This window comes from Phyllobacterium sp. GQ127 (genome assembly GCF_059758635.1).
In genome coordinates this window covers 187,399-205,928 of sequence record NZ_JCAXDZ010000001.1, presented here as the reverse complement: position 1 = coordinate 205,928, position 18,530 = coordinate 187,399, and the positions used below count along the sequence as shown (strand labels likewise).

Here is an 18,530-nt window from a genome sequence, read left to right as displayed (position 1 = left end):
GATAATGATGCTGCACTGACTTGAGTATAGATCGTGCAGTTGCATTCCATTATGGCGGATTAATGACTTGGGCTAGAGCAGTCACCGAGATGCAGAACCTGTCTTAACTCGGCCCAAAGTCGAATTGCCCCCGCGTGAACTTCAAGTATTGTGAACCAATAGACAAAGCCCGCCTTTGCTGCGCGCAAAGCCGGGCTTTTGTTATTGCAGCTACCCCAAAATTACATGCGGTAGGCGATGCTGTCGTTCCAGAAGCGATCAAGACGCTGAAGTGCCTTGTTCATGGACTGGAATTCTTCAGCCTTTATGCCTCCAACATGCTCGATCGATGCAACGTGGCGCTCATAGAGGCCGGCAACCAGTTCGGCCACTTCAGAACCCTTCTCCGTGAGGCTGACGCGAACCGAACGACGGTCTGTGCGTGAGCGTTCGTGGGAGATAAAGCCGAGTTCGACCAGTTTCTTGAGATTGTAGGAAACGTTCGATCCCAGATAATAGCCGCGACTGCGAAGTTCTCCGGCTGTCAGTTCCGCATTGCCGATGTTGAAAAGCAGCAATGCCTGAATGGCGTTGATGTCACTGCGGCCATTACGATCGAATTCATCCTTGACTACATCAAGCAACCGGCGATGTAACCGCTCGACCAACTGAAGTGCTTCAAGATATAATGTACGCAATGCTGTGTCATTTACTGTAGAATGCGAGCTTGCGCCAGACTTTCTCTGTATGCTGTTCATAATACCTGCCTCACTGTTGTTTCGGTGTATTTTTCTCACCGTTGAGCAGACACTATCGAATACGCATAAAATTCGACTTAAAACATAGACTTAACAGTATCTTACCATCACAGAATCAATTTCTACCTTAATGAAGACTTACCGCCAGCATATTTTGAGAATTAGCGGATTGGCATGGCCTGCTGACGTTTCTGCAAAAACAGCACTATCCGGAAGACGATGTAAAGCAGTGCAACGCAGCCATGAATAATAGCAATTTGGGGCCTGTAAAAGAAGAACTCCGAGAATACTGTAAACATCAGCGTTTCGCCGAGTGCGGCGACAAACCAGATAACCGGCCCCCAAGACACCATCATCCAAAGACCGGTTGAAGCAACGGGATAAAGCATTGCCAGCGAAACGGAGGCGACTTTCCATTGCCATGGCATGAGGTCGAAGCGCCAGAGCAGCCCTTCATAATAGCCACTGATCTGCGCCCAGTAGCCTACCCCGGCGACAAGTGAGTAGATCGCTACAAGCCGCAGCAACCAGACAAAGCCTGTTTGGGCCATAGTCGGGTCGAAAGGCAAATGGGTGGGCTTGTCATTCATGTCAGTTGTAATTCCCGCTCGCCCAATGATGCAAAATAGGCATCGACCATTTCAGGCGTTATATCTTCGATTTTTGCGGGACTCCACACGGGCGAATTATCCTTGTCCACAAGAAGTGCCCTTACACCTTCATAAAAGTCGTGATTTTCAAGCATACGGCAAAGAATGCGGTATTCCATCTGCATGCACTGGTCCATATCAAGTTCGCGGCCCTCTTCTATCTGACGGAAACTGACATGCAGACTTGTGGGCGAGCGAGTCTTGATCAGATCAAGAAGTTTTTGTGCTTCTTCGCTGCCGTTCACCCCTGCGGCAGCAAGACGGATGAGACAACCGCTTAATGTTGGCGAGTCAAAGAGAACGCTTATCATGTCGCGCATTGCTTCGGGTGTTTCAAAGTCAGGATTGATCGTCTTGCCCTTTAACGCCTTTTCGGGATCACCCGACCGGATCAGGCTGCGTTTGAGTTTTTCCTTGTCTTCCGCCTTGATCGCATGGGTGGCAATACCGCTTTGCAGGCAGTCGCCCTGCTTGATTCTATTGCCGGTCAAAGCGAGATAAGTGCCGAAATGCTCCGGCAGATGCGGCAGGAAAGCACTGCCGCCGACATCCGGGAAAAAGCCGATGCCAACTTCGGGCATGGCAAAAGTGACGTTTTCCGTGACGACCCTATGCGAGCCATGCACCGAAATGCCAACACCGCCGCCCATGACAATGCCATCAATCAGCGAGATATACGGCTTGGGATAGTGTCTAATATAGGCGTTGAGTCGATACTCGTCGGCAAAGAAATCATAGAGCGGGGCACCGGAACGGCCAGCATGATAAACGGCGAGAATATCGCCGCCAGCGCAAAAGGCCCGTCCCTCGCCTTCAACTATAATGCAATGGACCGCCTCGTCGGTAGACCAGGCAATCAGCGCACGATGCAATGCACTGACCATAATCCGCGTCAGCGCGTTAAGCGCTTTTGGCCGCGTCAGGCGAACCAGACCAGCTTTGCCGCGCCGCTCAAATGCGATTTCACCCATCCCGCCAAAATCGATTTCCATGCATTTCTCCGTTATTTGCAAGCGAAGGTAGGAAACTCCGGCGGGGCGCGTCAATGGATGACGTGGTTCAGGACAAAGGTAGAGCTGGCAGCTTGGGCATTTGGTCCAAGAACGAGCCGCAATTTTGGGGTTATGCTATTGTGGCGATCCTGTTAAAACTATTCCAAACAGCAGGCAGAAAACATGAACAAGCATCCCGCATTTCAAAGGCACGCGCCAAGAACCGTTGATGAAATTACCCAGAGCCGCCGTTTGCGCCGCATGCGCAAGGCCGACTGGTCGCGTCGTCTGGTCCAGGAAAACCAGCTGACAGTCAATGATCTAATCTGGCCGATATTCCTTTGCGAAGGTGAGAACCGACGAGAAGACATTGCCGCCATGCCGGGCGTACAGCGTTTTTCAGTGGATATGGCTGTGCGTGAAGCAGAACGGGCCGCCAAGCTTGGCATTCCTGCCATAGCTACATTTGCCAATATTGCCGCTGATCTGCGCGACGATACGGGTTCAGGGATTCTTGACCCTGACAATTTGATCAACCGGGCTACGCGCGCGATCAAAGATGCCGTGCCTGAAATTGGCATGATTACCGATGTTGCGCTCGACCCGTTCACCAGCCATGGCCATGATGGTATTTTGCGCGACGGTATCATCATCAATGACGAGACTGTTGCTCAAATTACGCAAGGTGCAGTGCTGCAAGCTGCTGCAGGCGCCGATATTATTGCGCCATCGGATATGATGGATGGCCGCATTGGTGCCATTCGTGATGCCTTGGATCAAAATGGCTTTCAAGATGTCGCGATCATGGCCTATGCCACCAAATTCGCTTCGGCGTTTTATGGCCCCTACCGCGAAGCAATCGGCACGTCCGGTCGGCTGAAGGGCGACAAGAAAACCTATTATATCGACCCAGCCAACACCGATGAAGCGGTGCTCGAGGCAGAGCAGGATCTTGCCGAGGGCGCAGATTCGCTCATGGTAAAGCCCGGCCTGCCCTATCTTGATATTATCCGCCGGTTGAAGGACACATTTTCTGTGCCGACCTTCGCTTATCAGGTTTCGGGCGAGTACACGATGATCAAAGCCGCCGGCGCCAATGGCTGGATCGACGAAGAACGGGTGATGATGGAAACGCTGCTGGCTTTCAAACGCGCTGGCTGCGACGGCATTCTCACCTACTTCGCACCCATTGTTGCAGAACGATTGAAGGCTGGCGCTTGAATTTATCTGCCTGAATTCCCAATTTCAGGGTAATGGCCATTTGGCTATCACTTGAAAACAGGAACCAAAATGAACGCGAAAACCCTTGATGGCGAAATAATTACTGATCGTTTCGACGATTGGCGCTTGTATCAGGGCGTGCGCACCAGCCGCATATTTGCCTTCCTGATCGACTATGCGATCGTGTTTCTGCTTTGCATTCCGGTAGCTATCCTCGTTTTCATTCTGGGGATCGCGACGCTGGGCCTTGGTTGGATGCTTTACGGCATAATGTTTCCAGCTGTTGCCCTGATTTATATTTACGGCACCCTTGGCGGACCGCGTCAGGCTACCAAAGGTATGCAGATGATGGGGCTGAAGCTTGAACGCCTGGATGGCGGGAAAGTGGACGGACTGCTCGCAATCGTTCATACTGTGCTCTTCTGGGGCCTCAATGTCGTGTTGACCCCATTTATTCTGCTCGCAACCTTCTTCCTTGACCGCAAACGTACATTGCATGACCTTCTGCTCGGAACGGTTGTCGTCAGGGCATATAATTAAACATTGAAGGCTCCCGTCCGGGAGCCTTTCTTCTTCGGCATTGAAATGATGAACAGACACAAATCCGTTGCTGTAGCAGCTGCCCTGCTCGTTTTGTCAGGCGGCGTGAGCTATGCAGCTTCGCCTGCGGGAAAATTCTGCGGCGAAGTTATTTCCTATGGCGATTACCAGGATATCCAAACCAATCTGAGCGTGGACCGTGACGGGCGAATTACCGGGACGTATAAAATAGATGGGTTGGCCGGACGCACCGATGGCAATATCATCGAAAAAGATCAAACCAGCCCGACAGACCGCACGCTGATTTGGACGGACAAGGATGGCACGGGCCTCGTCTCTTTACATTTCAGCAGCGATTATCAAAGTTTCAAAGCGGCGTGGGGTGGTTCAACCAATGGCCGTTTCGATCCGCCCATCCATTCATGGAGTGGGTCACGCTGCCCCGAAAGACCCGTGCACTGATACGACACACGCGACATTCACTCTGCAATGCAATATAATTGAATTGACGTTTTAGGCGGTCATACGATTCTATAGTTGTTACAGAGTGTGCCAGGAACTTGGATGACCCATCAACCGCAGCAATCACCGCAGTTTTTTCTAACAGCCCCCTCGCCATGTCCTTATCTTGAGGGACAGCTTGAACGCAAGGTATTTACCCACCTTGTGGGCGGGCGAGCGAGCGAGCTGAATGATCTGCTGACTCAAGGTGGCTTTCGGCGCTCGCAAAACATCGCTTACCGGCCAGCCTGCGAGAATTGCCGGGCATGTGTTTCCGTGCGCATTCTCGCCGGTGAGTTCACGCAGGATAAATCCATGCGACGTGTATGGAATCGCAATCGTGACCTGATCGGCAATATTCATCACGCCGAACCATCGACCGAACAATATTCACTGTTCAGGCATTATCTCAATGCGCGCCACAATAAGGGCGGCATGTCGGAAATGACCGTCCTCGATTATGCCATGATGGTGGAAGACACCCACGTGCCCACCCAGATCATCGAATATCGCCGGCGCGGCCCCGATAGCTTCATTACGCAAAAGGGCGAAGGTGAACTGATTGCCGTGGCATTGACCGATATCATGGGTGACGGGCTTTCCATGGTTTATTCATTCTTCAATCCGGACCATACAAGCCGCTCTCTTGGCACCTTTATGATCCTCGACCATATTCAGCGCGCAGCTGCCGCAGGCCTGCCGCATGTGTATCTTGGATATTGGGTCGAGGGCTCGCGCAAGATGCAATATAAAATCCGCTACCAGCCGCAGGAACATCTGGGCATGAAAGGCTGGGAGCGCCGCGCACCCTGATCGGTACGCTGGACGGCAGCCTGTTCTACCGCTAGACAACGCGGCATAATTCAAATGAATCCCCCCGGAAATCTGCCGCATGTCCCAGCTTCACCTCGACCATCGCAAAGGTTTGCTCATCACCGGCATCGGAGGTCTGGTGCTTTCGGCAGACATTCCTTTGTTGCGCCTTGGCCAAGGGGAAACATGGTCAACGCTGCTGCTGCGCAGCTCGACAACCTTCATCTGCGCGCTCATCATTTGGGCCGTTTGGAATCTCGTCACCGGAAAGCGCCGAAAAGTCCTTCCGGGCAAGATCGGGTATCTGGTTGCAGCGCTGTATGGCTTGGCTTCAATCGCCTTCATGACTGCTGTTTATAATACGAAAACAGCCAATCTTGTTTTCATTTTGGCGTTCAACACCGTATTCGCTGCGCTTTTGTCCTGGGTATTTCTGAAAGAACGGCCCAAGGCGATCACTTTCATTGCCATGTTCCTGATGCTGATCGGCGTCGGAATCATCGTGTATGAAGGCTTATCGGCAGGTCATGTCTTCGGCGATTTGATGGGACTGTTATCGACGTTCATTCTCGCATCGGCCATCACGGTCACGCGCGCGTCCGGCAAGGATATGAGCTTTGCTGCAATGATGGGCACCGCAGTGCCTATAGCCGTTGCTGCATTCATGGTATCGCAAAATGGATTCAACGTCGCCGTTCCTGGCTGGATCATCTTCAACGGCGCGGTGGTCACCACAATCGCCTTCATCTGCCTCGCAACCGGCCCGCGCTTTCTTTCAGGACCGGAAGTCGCGATGTTTTATCTGCTTGAAACAGTGCTGACGCCCATCTGGGTCTGGCTGGTATTTTCCGAACGCCCAACCGACGCCACCCTTTTGGGTGGCATCATCATCATTTCTGCTTTAATCGGCCATTCGCTCTGGCAAATGGTCCACTCGCGCAGGCGAGCCCGGACGACGGCAATCCGCCATCCGATCTAGGGCCCGACTTACGAGAACTTGCCCGAGCGTGGGAAACCCTTTGGAACCATGCGGCCGGCCGTGGCGCGCGGGCCGACCCATTCCAAAAGCTCCAGTTTTCCACGCGTGAAGCTGCGGCCGGAAGCGTCCTGCCACGTCAATCCCTGCTCCATTGTGAAGATGCGGATATCGGAAACGCCACCATCCTTGTAGCGTTGCAGACGCACGCCCTTGCCGCGACCGAGCTCTGGTACATCGGCCAGCGGGAAGACAAGCAGCTTGCGGTTTTCACCAACAATGGCAACGCTATCGCCGATGACCGGCACGCAATGGCGCGCTTCGTCCGGAGACTTGACGTTCATCACCTGCTTGCCCTTGCGCGTATTGGCAATGACATCTGCTTCAGGAACGATAAAGCCATTGCCGACATGCGATGACAGGAACAGCTTACGCTCGGGATTGTGCACGAAAGCGGTGACAATATCCTGGTCGTTCTCCATATCGACGATGATGCGGATCGGCTCGCCATGACCACGCCCACCGGGAAGGCTGTTTGCACCGATGGTGTAGAACTTGCCGCCGGTAGTCAGAACGAGGATGCGGTCTGTTGTTTCAGCGTGGAATGCCAGCTTCAGCTTGTCGCCTTCCTTGAAGGTCAAAGTAGCAAAGTCTGCCAGATGCCCCTTCATGGCGCGCAGCCAGCCCTTTTCCGACACGACGACCGTCACCGGCTCGCGCTCGATCATGGCGTGATGAATGTCGGTCAGGTCATGTGTCGGCGCATTGGCGAAGGTTGTGCGACGCTTGCCAACCAAGGTCTCCGGTCCATACTTCTTTTGCATTTCAGCGATCTGCCACGAAATCGTCTGCCATTGTTTTGGCTCTGATCCCAGCAATTCCTCGATCTGCTTCTTTTCGGCGCTCAATCCGTCAAATTCTTTGCGGATTTCAAACTCTTCAAGCTTGCGCAAGGAGCGCAGGCGCATATTCAAGATAGCTTCCGCCTGATTATCGGTGAGTTCGAAGCGGCGGATCATCTCCTGCTTCGGTTCGTCCTCCTCGCGGATGATGCGGATAACTTCATCAATATTCAGATAGGCGATGAGCATGCCGCCCAGAATTTCGAGACGCCGCTCGATTTCACCAAGGCGATGGCGCGAGCGGCGAATAAGCACTTCCTTGCGATGTTCGAGCCACTGCTTAAGCACCTCACGCAGGGAAAGAACGTTCGGCACCTTGCCTTGCGACAGAACATTCATATTGAGCGGAAAGCGCGTTTCAAGTTCGCTCAGCTTGAACAGCGACTCCATGAGAATGTCCGGATTGACGCTTCGGCTCTTGGGCTCAAGCACAAGGCGGACATCTTCAGTCGACTCATCGCGTACGTCATCCAGCAATGGCAGCTTCTTGGCGATCAGGAGTTCCGCGATCTTTTCAATGAGCCGTGACTTTTGAACCTGATAAGGGATTTGGCCAATGACGATGTTCCACGTGCCTCGGCCCTGATCTTCCGTTTCCCAGCGGGCACGCAGACGAAAACCGCCACGGCCGGTTTTATAGGCTTCAACAATTGCTTCCCAACTTTCGACAAGAATGCCGCCCGTCGGGAAATCGGGACCACGCACCTTGCAGGTAAGCAGGGCTTTAGGGTCGTCCTTCGCCAACGCTTCGATGGCCGCCCATTCCTCCGGGGAAGTCATGAGCTCTTCCACCGTCGCGTCAGGATGCTTGATCAGATGCAGTGCCGCAGCGCAGAGTTCCGATACGTTGTGCGGTGGAATCGAGGTGGCCATGCCGACCGCAATGCCCGACGAACCATTGGCAAGCAGGTTTGGAAAGGCTCCGGGAAGAACGATTGGTTCTTCGTCTTCCTCATTATAGGTCGGGCGGAAATCGACGGCATCTTCGGTAATGCCCTCTAGCAGCAGCATGGCAACGTCGGTCATGCGCGCTTCGGTATAACGCATCGCTGCCGGGTTATCGCCGTCAATATTGCCGAAATTCCCCTGCCCGTCGACCACGGGATAGCGTACGGCAAAATCCTGGCTCAAGCGAACGAGCGCGTCATAGATCGACTGGTCGCCATGGGGATGAAATTTACCCATGACCTCGCCGACGATTCGGGCGCATTTGGCATAGGATTGATCAGGCGACAGGCGCAGCAAACGCATGGCATGCATGATGCGGCGATGAACGGGTTTTAGCCCGTCCCGCACATCCGGCAAGGCACGATGCATGATCGTTGACAGAGCATAGGCAAGATAGCGCTCTTCCAGCGCTGCCTTCAGATCAACCGGTTCGACATTATCATCGCCATTGTCTGGCGGAATCAGGCTTTTTCCCATGTGAATGGACTATCAAGACAAGGATTCGCGGGCAAGCAATGATTCGCCCAGATCACAGGCTGATAGCCCCATAATCACCGTTCTGCTGAACAAAGCTTGCCTTCGAACGGCAAATCTGACTTTCTAGCGCCCGAATCGTAAATATTGCCGCTTGGTTGATGGCTGTCACAGTTTTGCCGCGCCTCATGCAATAGGTATGATCATTGATCTCAACAAGGAACAAATTATGCGTCCAAACCCTGTGAAGTCCGGCTTGCGTCTGCTGGCTGCAACCTCTGCTCTCGTTGTCGTATTTGCCGGTTCAGCCTATGCCATCGACGGAAACGCTGTCGCTGCGCGCCTGAAGGCTGTTTATACCGAACAGGGCGGTGTCCTTGAATACAGCAATGTTGAAACAAACGGCACGACAGTCGTGTTGAAGAATGCCAAGGTTTCAACAACAGGCATTAAAGAAACATTCAATGCCGGTGACGTCACGCTTTCCGATGTGAGCGACGTTTCCGGTGGTGGCTTCAAGGTCGGATCGTTGACGGTCCCCGATGTCAGCTTTTCTCCTGAAGGCGAAGACAAGGGAACAATTAAGCTGGAAGGCATAGCGTTTGAAGGGATCACCCTTCCGGCGGAAGGCGCAACTGAGCCATTGGCAAAGTTTTTGCAGTATGAAAAAGCGGAAATAAAGCACGTCGCCTTTAATGCTAAAGGCAAGGATGTTTTCGTTGCCGACGCGCTTACCGCAACGATTTCCCCGCTGACTGAAACGTCACCTGTAGCTTTCACGACAAATGTTGAAAGCTTCAAAGCCGATCTGTCAGAAGTCGAAGATCCAAAGACCAAGGAAGCATTGACCGCTCTTGGTTATGAGACACTGACCGGGAAAATCGATATGAACGGCACGTGGAATGTTGCAGATGGCCGGTTGAACATCGAAAAGATGGATTTCATCACCGATGATGCTGGTACACTCGGCGTTAAGCTCGACATTTCCGGTTACACGCTGGACTTCATCAAGGGTCTGCAGGAAGCCACCAAGAATATGGAAGGCAAGCCTGACGACGCACAAGGCATGGCGATGCTCGGCCTTATGCAGCAGTTGAGCTTTACCGGCGCTTCGATCCGCTTTGAGGACGACTCAGTCACCTACAAGGCGCTCGACTATGTTGCCAAGCAGCAGAATGCCAAGCGCGAAGACCTGATCAATCAGGCAAAGGCAATCGTGCCAATGGCTGCGGCACAATTGGGCGATGCAGAATTCGCCCAGACACTCGGCACGGCAGTCGGCGAATATCTCGACGATCCAAAGACCCTCGAGATCAAGGCAGCTCCGCCAAAGTCAGTTCCATTCGCAATCATTGCAGCGGGCGGCATGGCCGATCCAAAGTCTCTGCTCAAGACACTCGGTGTTACGGTTATTGCGAACCAGTAATCCTGGCGATAAAATGAAAAAATCCCGGCAGCGATGCCGGGATTTTTGTTTGTCCAGAGTCGGTTAGAGAAGGTCTCTAAACTTCCTTCTTCACCGGGTTAAGACGGATATTCAGGTCGCGCAATTGCGCCTGCGAAACATCCGATGGAGCGTTCATCAGCAAATCATAGGCCTGCTGGTTCATCGGGAACATGGTGATTTCACGCAAGTTCTTCGCACCGACCAGCAGCATGACGATGCGGTCAACACCAGCTGCCATGCCGCCATGGGGCGGTGCGCCATACTGGAATGCACGATAAAGACCACCGAAGCGTTCTTCCACGGTTTCGCGTGAATGACCGACAGCTTCAAATGCTTTGACCATTGTATCCGGCAGATGGTTACGAATACCGCCCGAGGCAATTTCGAAACCGTTGCAAACCATATCATACTGGAATGCCTTGATCGTCAGAGGATCCTGATTTTCGAGCGCATCCATGCCGCCCTGCGGCATTGAGAATGGGTTATGGGCAAAGTCGATCTTCTTTTCATCTTCAAGCCATTCGAAGAAGGGGAAATCGACAATCCAGCAAAGCGCAAACTGGTCGCGGTCAACAAGGTTCAGCTCTTCACCAGCGCGCGTACGCGCAGCGCCTGCAAAGGACACGAACTTCTTAGGATCGCCGGCAACGAAGAAGGCTGCATCGCCATCATCAAGACCAAGCTGCACACGCAAGGCTTCCGTGCGTTCCGGTCCAATATTCTTGGCGAGAGGGCCTGCACCTTCAAGGCTTTCGCCTTCCTTGCGCCAGAAAATATAGCCAAGGCCCGGTTGGCCTTCGCTCTGCGCCCAAGAGTTCATGCGGTCACAGAATGCACGTGAGCCGCCGGTCTTGGCCGGGATAGCCCATACCTCGACTTTTGGGTCATTGGCGATCATGTTTGCAAAGACTTTGAAGCCTGAACCGGCGAAATGCTCGGTCACTGCCTGCATTTCGATAGGGTTACGCAAGTCCGGCTTATCGGAACCATATTTGCGCATGGCATCATCATAAGCGATGCGCGGAAATTCCTTGGTAACGCGCTTGCCTTCAGCAAATTCTTCGAAAACGCCGCGCAGAACCGGTTCCATGGTAGTCAGAACGTCGTTCTGTTCAACGAAGCTCATTTCAACGTCGAGCTGATAAAACTCGCCCGGCAAACGATCCGCACGTGGATCTTCATCGCGGAAGCAGGGTGCGATCTGGAAGTATCGGTCGAAACCGGACATCATGATCAACTGCTTATATTGCTGCGGCGCTTGCGGCAGAGCATAAAACTTGCCGGGATGAATACGGCTTGGCACGAGAAAGTCTCGCGCGCCTTCCGGCGAAGAAGCTGTCAGAATTGGCGTCGAGAATTCCGTGAAGTTGATCTCACTCATACGGCGGCGCATCGCAGCGATGATCTTCGTGCGCTGCATGATGTTCTTGTGCAGTGTATCGCGGCGCAGATCGAGGAAGCGGTACTTCAGGCGGATATCTTCCGGATAATCCAATTCGCCAAACACCGGCAAAGGTAGTTCCTTCGCAGCCGAGAGAACTTCGATCTCACGCGCGAAAACTTCGATCTCGCCGGTCGGCATGTTGGCGTTTACCGTATCTTCGGTACGTGCCTTCACCTCACCGTCAACGCGGATAACCCATTCGCCCCGTACGGTTTCGGCAAGCTTGAAAGCTGGCGAATCGGGATTGGCGACGATTTGCGTCAGGCCATAATGGTCGCGGATATCAATAAAGAGAATTCCGCCATGGTCGCGGACGCGGTGGACCCAACCTGAAAGACGAACTGTCGAACCAACGTCCGATTTACGCAAGGCGGCGCAGGTATGGCTGCGGTAACGGTGCATGATATGTGCCTCTGATTAAATATGGCGAAAAGACCGAGGATAAGCCCTCGACACGCCAAAGAATTTGGGCGGACAAGCGCATTTTGGAGCTGATTTGTCAAGAACCGAGACAAACCCATTCTCATTCGCTATAGAAAAATCATGACCATGATTACAACCACAGATCAGCTTGAACAGGCTGTTGCCGCCCTTTCCCAATCAGACTTCGTGACCGTCGACACGGAATTCATCCGCGAGACCACGTTCTGGCCGGAGCTTTGCGTTATCCAATTGGCATCGCCTGATCATACGGCGATTGTTGACGCGCTGGCCCCTGGCCTTGATCTTGCAGCGTTTTTTAAGCTGATGGCTGACGAGAAAATCGTGAAAGTGTTTCATGCGGCCCGCCAGGACATTGAAATCATCTTCCATCTTGGCAATCTGATCCCACACCCGGTGTTCGATACACAGGTTGCGGCGATGGTTTGCGGCTTTGGCGATGCCATTGCTTATGACCAATTGGTGCAAAAGGTGGTTGGGGCACAAATCGACAAATCTTCACGATTTACCGATTGGCGCAGGCGTCCTCTTTCCGAAAAGCAACTCGATTATGCTTTGGCGGACGTGACACATCTGCGCGATATTTACCTCCATTTGAAGGAAAGCCTTGAAGCCGAGGGCCGCACCGAATGGGTTCTGGACGAGATGAAAATTCTCACCGCGCGCGAAACCTATGACATGCATCCGGACGATGCCTGGAAGCGGCTGAAGATGCGCTTGCGCAAGCCGGTGGAACTTGCCGTCCTACGCAGTGTGGCAGCATGGCGCGAACGCGAAGCGCGCGAACGCAATGTGCCGCGCGGGCGTGTCATCAAGGATGACGCGATTTACGAGATCGCACAACAGCAGCCGCGCGATGCGGAAGCAATGTCACGCTTGCGAACGATTCCAAAGGGTTGGGAACGCTCCAGCATGGCAACAGGCTTGCTCAACGCTGTCAATCTGGCACTCGACCTGCCGAAGGATGAGATGCCCCGCTTGCCGAAACAAAGCGCTTCCCCGGAAGGCGCTGGAGCAGCTTCGGAGCTTTTGAAGGTGCTTCTTCGGCTTGTTACTGAAGAGCATGGCGTTGCCGCAAAGGTGGTGGCTACCTCCGATGAAATCGACAGGATCGCTTCGGAAGGTGATGTTGATGACATTCCGGCATTGCAGGGATGGCGTCGCGAAGTCTTTGGAGAAAAGGCGCTTCAACTGATCAATGGCGAGCTTTGCCTGAAATTCGAAAACAAGAAAATTCGGGCGCTGGTTCTTCCCAGTGAATGAGGGTTGCAACTGACTGCACTCATTTTGCAGCCCATAGTTACAAAAATTCAGTCAAAACAGCCGGTTTTTCTGTGAAGACCCGGCTGTTTTCCTGCAAATTACTCAATTCGGCCAATCAACCCTATTGAGTTTCGATAATTCGGCCATCATCGAAGCATCGGGCTAAGGATTCAGGACATTGATCATTGCTATGATCCATGCCGCGAAGGTTTAAACCATGACTGCTTCCTCCACCACAACGCCCGCTCTCGCCAAAGAGGTTGCGCTCCTTGCTGTACTCGCAACTTTATGGGGTGCCTCCTACACCTTCATCAGAATTGGTGTTGAAACCATCCCGCCGATCACCTTTATTGCTGCACGCACGTTGATAGCCGGAGGGCTGTTGGTGGCGATCATAAAAATGCGTGGACTTTCGCTGCCTAAGGACCCGGCGATCTGGAAGCGCTTTTTCATTCAAGCCTGTATCAACAGTGTTATCCCCTTTACGCTGATTGCCTGGGCCGAGCAGACCGTAAATGCCGGACTGGCGACTATTCTCAATTCGACCACGCCAATTTTCGCCTTTCTGCTGACGGTGCTGATTACGCGGCATGAAGCGGTGACGATGCGCAAGCTTTTGGGAACAATTGCCGGTGTCATCGGAATCAGCCTGATTATCGGAATGGAAGCCTTTCAGGGGGTCGGCAAGGAACTGGTAGCGCAACTGGCAATTGTGGCCGCAACAATCTCCTACGCCGCCGCTGCCATATTCGGACGGGGCTTCAAGGGGCTTGACCCGATGATGCCAGCCGCTGGTTCAATGGTTTGCGGCGCGGCGATACTTATCCCCGTCAGCTTGATTGTGGATCAGCCATGGACCATTGCGCCGTCGGCTGACTCGCTGCTGGCACTGCTCGGTCTCTCGGTGTTTTCGACCGCCCTCGCCTTTGTCATCTACTTTCGGCTTATTCACACGCTTGGCTCGGTGAGTACAACATCGCAGGCCTATCTGCGCGTTCCGATTGGTGTAGGAATCGGCGTTATTTTTCTTGGTGAGACTTTGGCCTCGACCGCATTGACCGGACTTGTATTCGTTGTCATCGGCGTTGCCGCCATGACATTTCCATCGCGCAAGAAGACTGTGCCCGTCTGATCAACCTATGGCAGCTTCCGCTGCCGGAACAATTCGGGTTGCCAAAAGATCGTGCAATTGGCGCACATAGCCCGAGCGACCGGAAGGCGCTGCGGTGTTTGAGGTCATCACCGCCACCACGGATGCATGGGGCACGACATAGATCATCTGGCCGCCATAGCCCCAGGCATAATAGAACGGCTTGCTATCCGGCGTATAAGAGATGAACCAGCCCAGACCATAGCTATCGCCAGTAAATGGCGAGCTGGTTCGAGGCTTCCACGATTCTTCGATCCAGGCAGCTGGCACGATTTGCTTGCCGCCGCTCTTTCCGCCATCGAGAAACATTTTGCCAAAGGCAAGCATGGCCCGCGGCGACAATTCCATGTCATTGCCGCCGAAATAAATGCCCTGCGGATCACGTGGCCAAGGTGGAATAGTGATGTCCAGCGGTTCGCCCAGCCAATCGCGCGCAATCTGCAATGTCGTTCGACCCGTCTTGCGGGTGAGCATTGCGGATATGAGATGCGAATTGCCGGTTGAGTAGAGCATGCGCCCGCCCGGCTCATCGACGAAATCTCGAGCGAGCGCATAACGAACCCAATCGGAGCTCTCGACCCAGCGGCCATAATTGGGGCCGGATGTACGATCAAGCCCCGCCTGCATGGAAAGCAGATTGCCGAGCGTTATTCGCGCCAGCCGAGGATCACGATCCTGCGGCAGCTTATTCGACAGGATTGGCGCAACAAGCTCGTCCAGCCCGGAAAAAACTTTGCGCTCAATGGCTATGCCAGCCAAGGTCGCAATGATTGTCTTGGAAACGGATTTTACATTGACGGGACGATCTATGGCGGGACCATGGAAACGGTGCTCAATCTGGGTCTGCCCGCCGGCATATACGATCATCGTCTGGAGTGTCGGAAAAGACGAAGCCTGTTCAATGATCTGGCTCGTCGCAACACTATCCAAAGCCACAGCTTTGCCTGGAACCTGCGCAAAAGAGATCGAAGGGGCCAAAGCGCCCGCTCCACCAGCAAGGGTGGCCAAGATGAAGCTGCGGCGATTAACCGGATGGGTTTTCATGCGGCGACTTTGACGAGCATGAAGCGGTACGGCAACTCAACTCCGCTCACATGCGTGTGATCATACCGGCTTGTCGCAGAAACTGGATTGTCAGATATAAGGCGTACCCGCCAAGGCCATGACCAGAGCAAATTCCCAAAGCAAAAATTACCGATCGCAACAAATTTGAGGGAGTTCTGCAAGAAAACTGATAGAGGTCGAGGTCTCTTCCTCTCGGTGCAAACAATCCATGACTTCTTCGATCAGTTTCCGCGAGCGCATCGCTCTTTATGCTTTTCTGACCTCGCTGACATCCATTAGCATTGACGCGCTGTTGCCAGGGTTGCGCCAAATCGGAGAAGACGTTGTTGGCGGGCCGCCGCTATCCACACAGCACATCATATCGCTCTTCATTTTCGGCATGGCCGTCGGCGAGCTGCTACTAGGGCCCCTATCCGATGCCATGGGACGCAAGAAAGCGCTTGTGCTTGGCCTTGGCATTTATGCAGTTGGAACCATTATTGCGATGCTGGCCGGATCGCTGGAAGTAGTGATTCTTGGTCGGATTCTTCAGGGCGTCGGCGTATCCGGCCCCAAGATAGCTACACGCGCCATGATCCGTGACCAGTTTGAGGGCGACGCAATGGCTCGCGTAATGTCCTTGATGTTCACCCTCTTCATTATGGTGCCGATGCTGGCTCCAGCTATGGCGCAGGGAGTGATTTTTATGGCTGGATGGCGTGCCATTTTCGGCATTTACCTCGCTATGGCGATGATCCTGGGTCTTTGGCTGGTGATTCGGCAACCGGAAACACTGCCGGTCGACAAACGCATATCCTTCCGGCCGAAACTCTTGATACGGAATGGCAGGCGCATTTTGGCAAAACGCCGTGTGGCGCTGCTGATCGTCGCGACCGGGATGGTGTTCGGATCACAGCTGCTTTACCTCAGCACGGCAGCCGATTTGTTTTTCGACGCTTATGAGATCAAGGAAACATTTCCCTTTTATTTTGCGGTGCTGGCCGCAGGAATTGGACTTGCATCATTTCTCAATGCCAAGCTCGTACAGCGGTTTGGAACGGATGCCATGACGCGTGCAGCCTTTATGGGATTGGCAATAATCGGTCTTCTGATGTTGATTGCATCCGTGCTCTGGCGTGGGCACTTGCCTCTGGTGGTCCTGATGGTCTTCACCTTTTCAGCCTTCTTTACCATCGGCATATTGTTCGGAAACCTCAATGCCATGGCTATGCGCTCTCTGGGACAGGTTGCTGGCTTGGGCGCATCTTTGATCGCATCCGGATCGAGCCTTATTGCCACCCTGTTCGCCATCGCTATAGGGAGCTTCTATGATGGTATGACAATGTATCTGGCGGCAGGATTCTTTATCGCTGGTATCAGTTCGCTCGCTTTGGCGCATTTCGCTATGAAAAGCGACGCTTCGCCGGTAGAGGCGGCGCGTTGAACAAGATTACTTGCCGACTTCCATTTTAAGCGGCTTGCCGATGAGCTTTGCCAATTGCTGCAGGCGTCCTTCGGTGACATCGCCGATGAGATCAGCTTTCGATTTATCCACCACAAGGCTGATGCCATCAGAGGTGTTTTTCCACGAAAGATACGGCACGACGCCGGACATGGAAGCCGAAAATGGATAGGTAATCCGCATGATGGCGGCCAGAAGACGCGAGAACTCCAAAAGTCGCGGGCTGGCAATCGCCGCAAGCTCCGGGTCCGGTACGCTATTGGCAACCCCTTCATGACGGAAGAAATTGGCAAGCGCTATATAGGCGCGGCCAGGATGATCAATGCCGACAAAAGCGGCATTGGAGATCATGTTCAGCGCCTGACTGCCGCGATAATCGGGATGCGCCCGCCAGCTTATATCTGCAATCAGGCAGGCCGCGCGCCGGTAGCGCTTCTCATCATCAGTCTCTTTATAACCCAGCGCCGCGAAAGCATCGCCGCTCCAGTCGGCAAGTTCACGCGCATAGGCAGGCGAACGTGCACGCAGTGTCGCCAGTTCCTCGGCGGCAGAAATGAGCGGGTCATTCAACTGCTCGCTCTCGGGCAAGAGCGAATAGAGAAAGCCCTCACGCACGCCAAGTGCCGAAAAGACTACTTTCGACGGCTTCATGATCTTGATTGTTTCAAGCAATGCAATGGCGCCGTAGGACAAGAGCGCCCGGCGGTTTTTTGAGACATCCTCAATGCCGCGCATATTGTCCACATCACCGACAGCAACGCGCTTGAGGAAGCGCTGGGCTTCTTCGAACGGAATTTCATAATGATGCATGACGTGGAGCGGATAATGTTCCGCACTCATATGCAGCTTGGCAAGGTTGCGCCACGTTCCTCCAACCGCATAAAAGGCCCTGCCCTTGCCATTGGCAAGAAGCTTGGCTGTGCCGAGGGTTTTTTGAGCGATGCTCAGCGCTTCGGTCAAATCGCCTTCAGACATATCCTGCAGGCGCAGACCACCAAGCGGCAAGGTTATGCCATCACCGATCTTACGGCCTTTGACGTCGACAAGTTCCAGACTGCCGCCGCCAAGATCGCCCGCAATGCCGTCAGGATCATGAAAACCGGAAATGATGCCAAGCGCCGAATAATAGGCTTCTTCCCGGCCCGACAGAACCTTGATGGGTTCTTCAAGGATGGCTTCCGCTTCGCGGATAAATTGCGAACCATTTTCCGCCTCACGTGCGGCGGCAGTGGCAAGCACATCCAGCGACACGGCACCGGCCTGCTCGGCAAGCGCGCGAAACCGGCGGAGCGCGCGCAAGGCGCTCTGCACGGCTTTGGCATTCAGCTTTTTGGTTTTGACCAGTCCCTTGCCAAGACCACACAATATCTTTTCATTGAAAAGAACCGTGGGCGAGCGCGTAACACCTTCATAAACCACAAGACGCACGGAATTCGAGCCGATGTCGATGACAGCGGCCGGTCGGCGTCCCTGCACACGTCCCTGTGCTGCCGATATCATAAAGTCTGGGTTCCCAAACCGGTGT

General features: G+C 53.6%; 16 protein-coding genes. 9 read left to right on the top strand and 7 right to left on the bottom strand.

The features are described 5' to 3' along the window. Positions 1-221 precede the first annotated feature (221 nt). From ldtR to AC6CHM_RS01040, 3 genes are all read right to left on the bottom strand, one after another. Positions 222-737, bottom strand: a complete 516-nt coding sequence (gene ldtR, locus AC6CHM_RS01050) for a transcriptional regulator LdtR (protein ID WP_115051729.1) — start codon at positions 735-737, stop codon at positions 222-224. Positions 738-898: 161 nt separating this feature from the next. Further along, a complete protein-coding gene (locus tag AC6CHM_RS01045) occupies positions 899-1,327 on the bottom strand; it encodes a DUF6163 family protein (RefSeq protein WP_115051730.1) in 429 nt (142 codons plus the stop codon). Further along, positions 1,324-2,379: an enoyl-CoA hydratase/isomerase family protein gene (locus tag AC6CHM_RS01040; protein WP_115051731.1), complete on the bottom strand. Its 1,056-nt coding sequence runs from the start codon at positions 2,377-2,379 to the stop codon at positions 1,324-1,326. The genes AC6CHM_RS01045 and AC6CHM_RS01040 overlap by 4 nt, the downstream gene beginning before the upstream one ends. Positions 2,380-2,562: 183 nt before the next feature. Between AC6CHM_RS01040 and hemB the strand changes: the two genes are divergently transcribed. The 5 genes from hemB to AC6CHM_RS01015 all read left to right on the top strand — a co-directional run bounded on the left by hemB (position 2,563) and on the right by AC6CHM_RS01015 (position 6,433). Continuing rightward, the gene (hemB, locus tag AC6CHM_RS01035) at positions 2,563-3,600 is read left to right on the top strand and encodes a porphobilinogen synthase (RefSeq protein WP_498171648.1); all 1,038 of its coding nucleotides are present in this window, start codon (positions 2,563-2,565) and stop codon (positions 3,598-3,600) included. A 69-nt stretch (positions 3,601-3,669) separates the two neighbouring features. Then, complete coding sequence (locus AC6CHM_RS01030; protein ID WP_115051733.1) at positions 3,670-4,140, top strand: RDD family protein; 471 nt, start codon at positions 3,670-3,672, stop codon at positions 4,138-4,140. A 45-nt stretch (positions 4,141-4,185) separates the two neighbouring features. Continuing rightward, positions 4,186-4,602: a hypothetical protein gene (locus AC6CHM_RS01025; protein ID WP_498171646.1), complete on the top strand. Its 417-nt coding sequence runs from the start codon at positions 4,186-4,188 to the stop codon at positions 4,600-4,602. 102 nt (positions 4,603-4,704) lie between these two features. Continuing rightward, a complete protein-coding gene (locus AC6CHM_RS01020) occupies positions 4,705-5,454 on the top strand; it encodes an arginyltransferase (RefSeq protein ID WP_498171645.1) in 750 nt (249 codons plus the stop codon). 79 nt (positions 5,455-5,533) lie between these two features. Next, complete coding sequence (locus AC6CHM_RS01015) at positions 5,534-6,433, top strand: DMT family transporter (RefSeq protein ID WP_337353833.1); 900 nt, start codon at positions 5,534-5,536, stop codon at positions 6,431-6,433. Positions 6,434-6,441: 8 nt separating this feature from the next. Here AC6CHM_RS01015 and parC read toward each other — a convergent pair whose 3' ends face one another. After that, positions 6,442-8,757 carry a DNA topoisomerase IV subunit A gene (parC, locus tag AC6CHM_RS01010; protein WP_307284148.1) on the bottom strand — a complete coding sequence of 772 codons (2,316 nt, stop codon included), beginning with the start codon at positions 8,755-8,757 and terminating at the stop codon, positions 6,442-6,444. A 226-nt stretch (positions 8,758-8,983) separates the two neighbouring features. On the opposite strand from parC, the gene AC6CHM_RS01005 reads away from it, so the two are divergent. Further along, a complete protein-coding gene (locus AC6CHM_RS01005) occupies positions 8,984-10,180 on the top strand; it encodes an aq_1923 C-terminal domain (protein WP_498171643.1) in 1,197 nt (398 codons plus the stop codon). Positions 10,181-10,256: 76 nt separating this feature from the next. On the opposite strand, the gene aspS is transcribed toward AC6CHM_RS01005, so the two are convergent. Continuing rightward, the gene (aspS, locus tag AC6CHM_RS01000; RefSeq protein WP_115051739.1) at positions 10,257-12,047 is read right to left on the bottom strand and encodes an aspartate--tRNA ligase; all 1,791 of its coding nucleotides are present in this window, start codon (positions 12,045-12,047) and stop codon (positions 10,257-10,259) included. 141 nt (positions 12,048-12,188) lie between these two features. On the opposite strand from aspS, the gene rnd reads away from it, so the two are divergent. Continuing rightward, entirely contained in the window at positions 12,189-13,349 is a 1,161-nt protein-coding gene (rnd, locus tag AC6CHM_RS00995; RefSeq protein ID WP_115051740.1) for a ribonuclease D, read from the top strand. Between the two features lie 217 nt (positions 13,350-13,566). After that, the gene (locus AC6CHM_RS00990) at positions 13,567-14,481 is read left to right on the top strand and encodes a DMT family transporter (protein WP_498171642.1); all 915 of its coding nucleotides are present in this window, start codon (positions 13,567-13,569) and stop codon (positions 14,479-14,481) included. Here AC6CHM_RS00990 and AC6CHM_RS00985 read toward each other — a convergent pair whose 3' ends face one another. After that, on the bottom strand, positions 14,482-15,543 hold the full coding sequence (locus tag AC6CHM_RS00985) for a serine hydrolase domain-containing protein (protein ID WP_498171641.1): 1,062 nt from the start codon (positions 15,541-15,543) through the stop codon (positions 14,482-14,484). A gap of 229 nt (positions 15,544-15,772) precedes the next feature. Here AC6CHM_RS00985 and AC6CHM_RS00980 point away from each other — a divergent pair, with 229 nt between their 5' ends. Continuing rightward, positions 15,773-16,987: an MFS transporter gene (locus AC6CHM_RS00980; RefSeq protein WP_440806468.1), complete on the top strand. Its 1,215-nt coding sequence runs from the start codon at positions 15,773-15,775 to the stop codon at positions 16,985-16,987. A gap of 6 nt (positions 16,988-16,993) precedes the next feature. On the opposite strand, the gene ppx is transcribed toward AC6CHM_RS00980, so the two are convergent. Further along, positions 16,994-18,505, bottom strand: coding sequence for an exopolyphosphatase (gene ppx, locus AC6CHM_RS00975; RefSeq protein WP_115051744.1), 1,512 nt, complete (start codon positions 18,503-18,505; stop codon positions 16,994-16,996). Between the last annotated feature and the right edge of the window lie 25 nt (positions 18,506-18,530).

Coding starts and splice junctions, on each gene's coding strand:
- parC (WP_307284148.1), bottom strand. CDS start 8,757: ATGGGAAAAAGCCTGATTCCGCCAGACAATGGCGATGATAATGTCGAA.
- ppx (WP_115051744.1), bottom strand. CDS start 18,505: ATGATATCGGCAGCACAGGGACGTGTGCAGGGACGCCGACCGGCCGCT.
- AC6CHM_RS01025 (WP_498171646.1), top strand. CDS start 4,186: ATGATGAACAGACACAAATCCGTTGCTGTAGCAGCTGCCCTGCTCGTT.
- AC6CHM_RS01020 (WP_498171645.1), top strand. CDS start 4,705: ATGACCCATCAACCGCAGCAATCACCGCAGTTTTTTCTAACAGCCCCC.
- AC6CHM_RS00980 (WP_440806468.1), top strand. CDS start 15,773: ATGACTTCTTCGATCAGTTTCCGCGAGCGCATCGCTCTTTATGCTTTT.
- AC6CHM_RS01005 (WP_498171643.1), top strand. CDS start 8,984: ATGCGTCCAAACCCTGTGAAGTCCGGCTTGCGTCTGCTGGCTGCAACC.
- AC6CHM_RS01015 (WP_337353833.1), top strand. CDS start 5,534: ATGTCCCAGCTTCACCTCGACCATCGCAAAGGTTTGCTCATCACCGGC.
- hemB (WP_498171648.1), top strand. CDS start 2,563: ATGAACAAGCATCCCGCATTTCAAAGGCACGCGCCAAGAACCGTTGAT.
- aspS (WP_115051739.1), bottom strand. CDS start 12,047: ATGCACCGTTACCGCAGCCATACCTGCGCCGCCTTGCGTAAATCGGAC.
- AC6CHM_RS01040 (WP_115051731.1), bottom strand. CDS start 2,379: ATGGAAATCGATTTTGGCGGGATGGGTGAAATCGCATTTGAGCGGCGC.
- rnd (WP_115051740.1), top strand. CDS start 12,189: ATGACCATGATTACAACCACAGATCAGCTTGAACAGGCTGTTGCCGCC.
- ldtR (WP_115051729.1), bottom strand. CDS start 737: ATGAACAGCATACAGAGAAAGTCTGGCGCAAGCTCGCATTCTACAGTA.
- AC6CHM_RS00990 (WP_498171642.1), top strand. CDS start 13,567: ATGACTGCTTCCTCCACCACAACGCCCGCTCTCGCCAAAGAGGTTGCG.
- AC6CHM_RS01030 (WP_115051733.1), top strand. CDS start 3,670: ATGAACGCGAAAACCCTTGATGGCGAAATAATTACTGATCGTTTCGAC.
- AC6CHM_RS01045 (WP_115051730.1), bottom strand. CDS start 1,327: ATGAATGACAAGCCCACCCATTTGCCTTTCGACCCGACTATGGCCCAA.
- AC6CHM_RS00985 (WP_498171641.1), bottom strand. CDS start 15,543: ATGAAAACCCATCCGGTTAATCGCCGCAGCTTCATCTTGGCCACCCTT.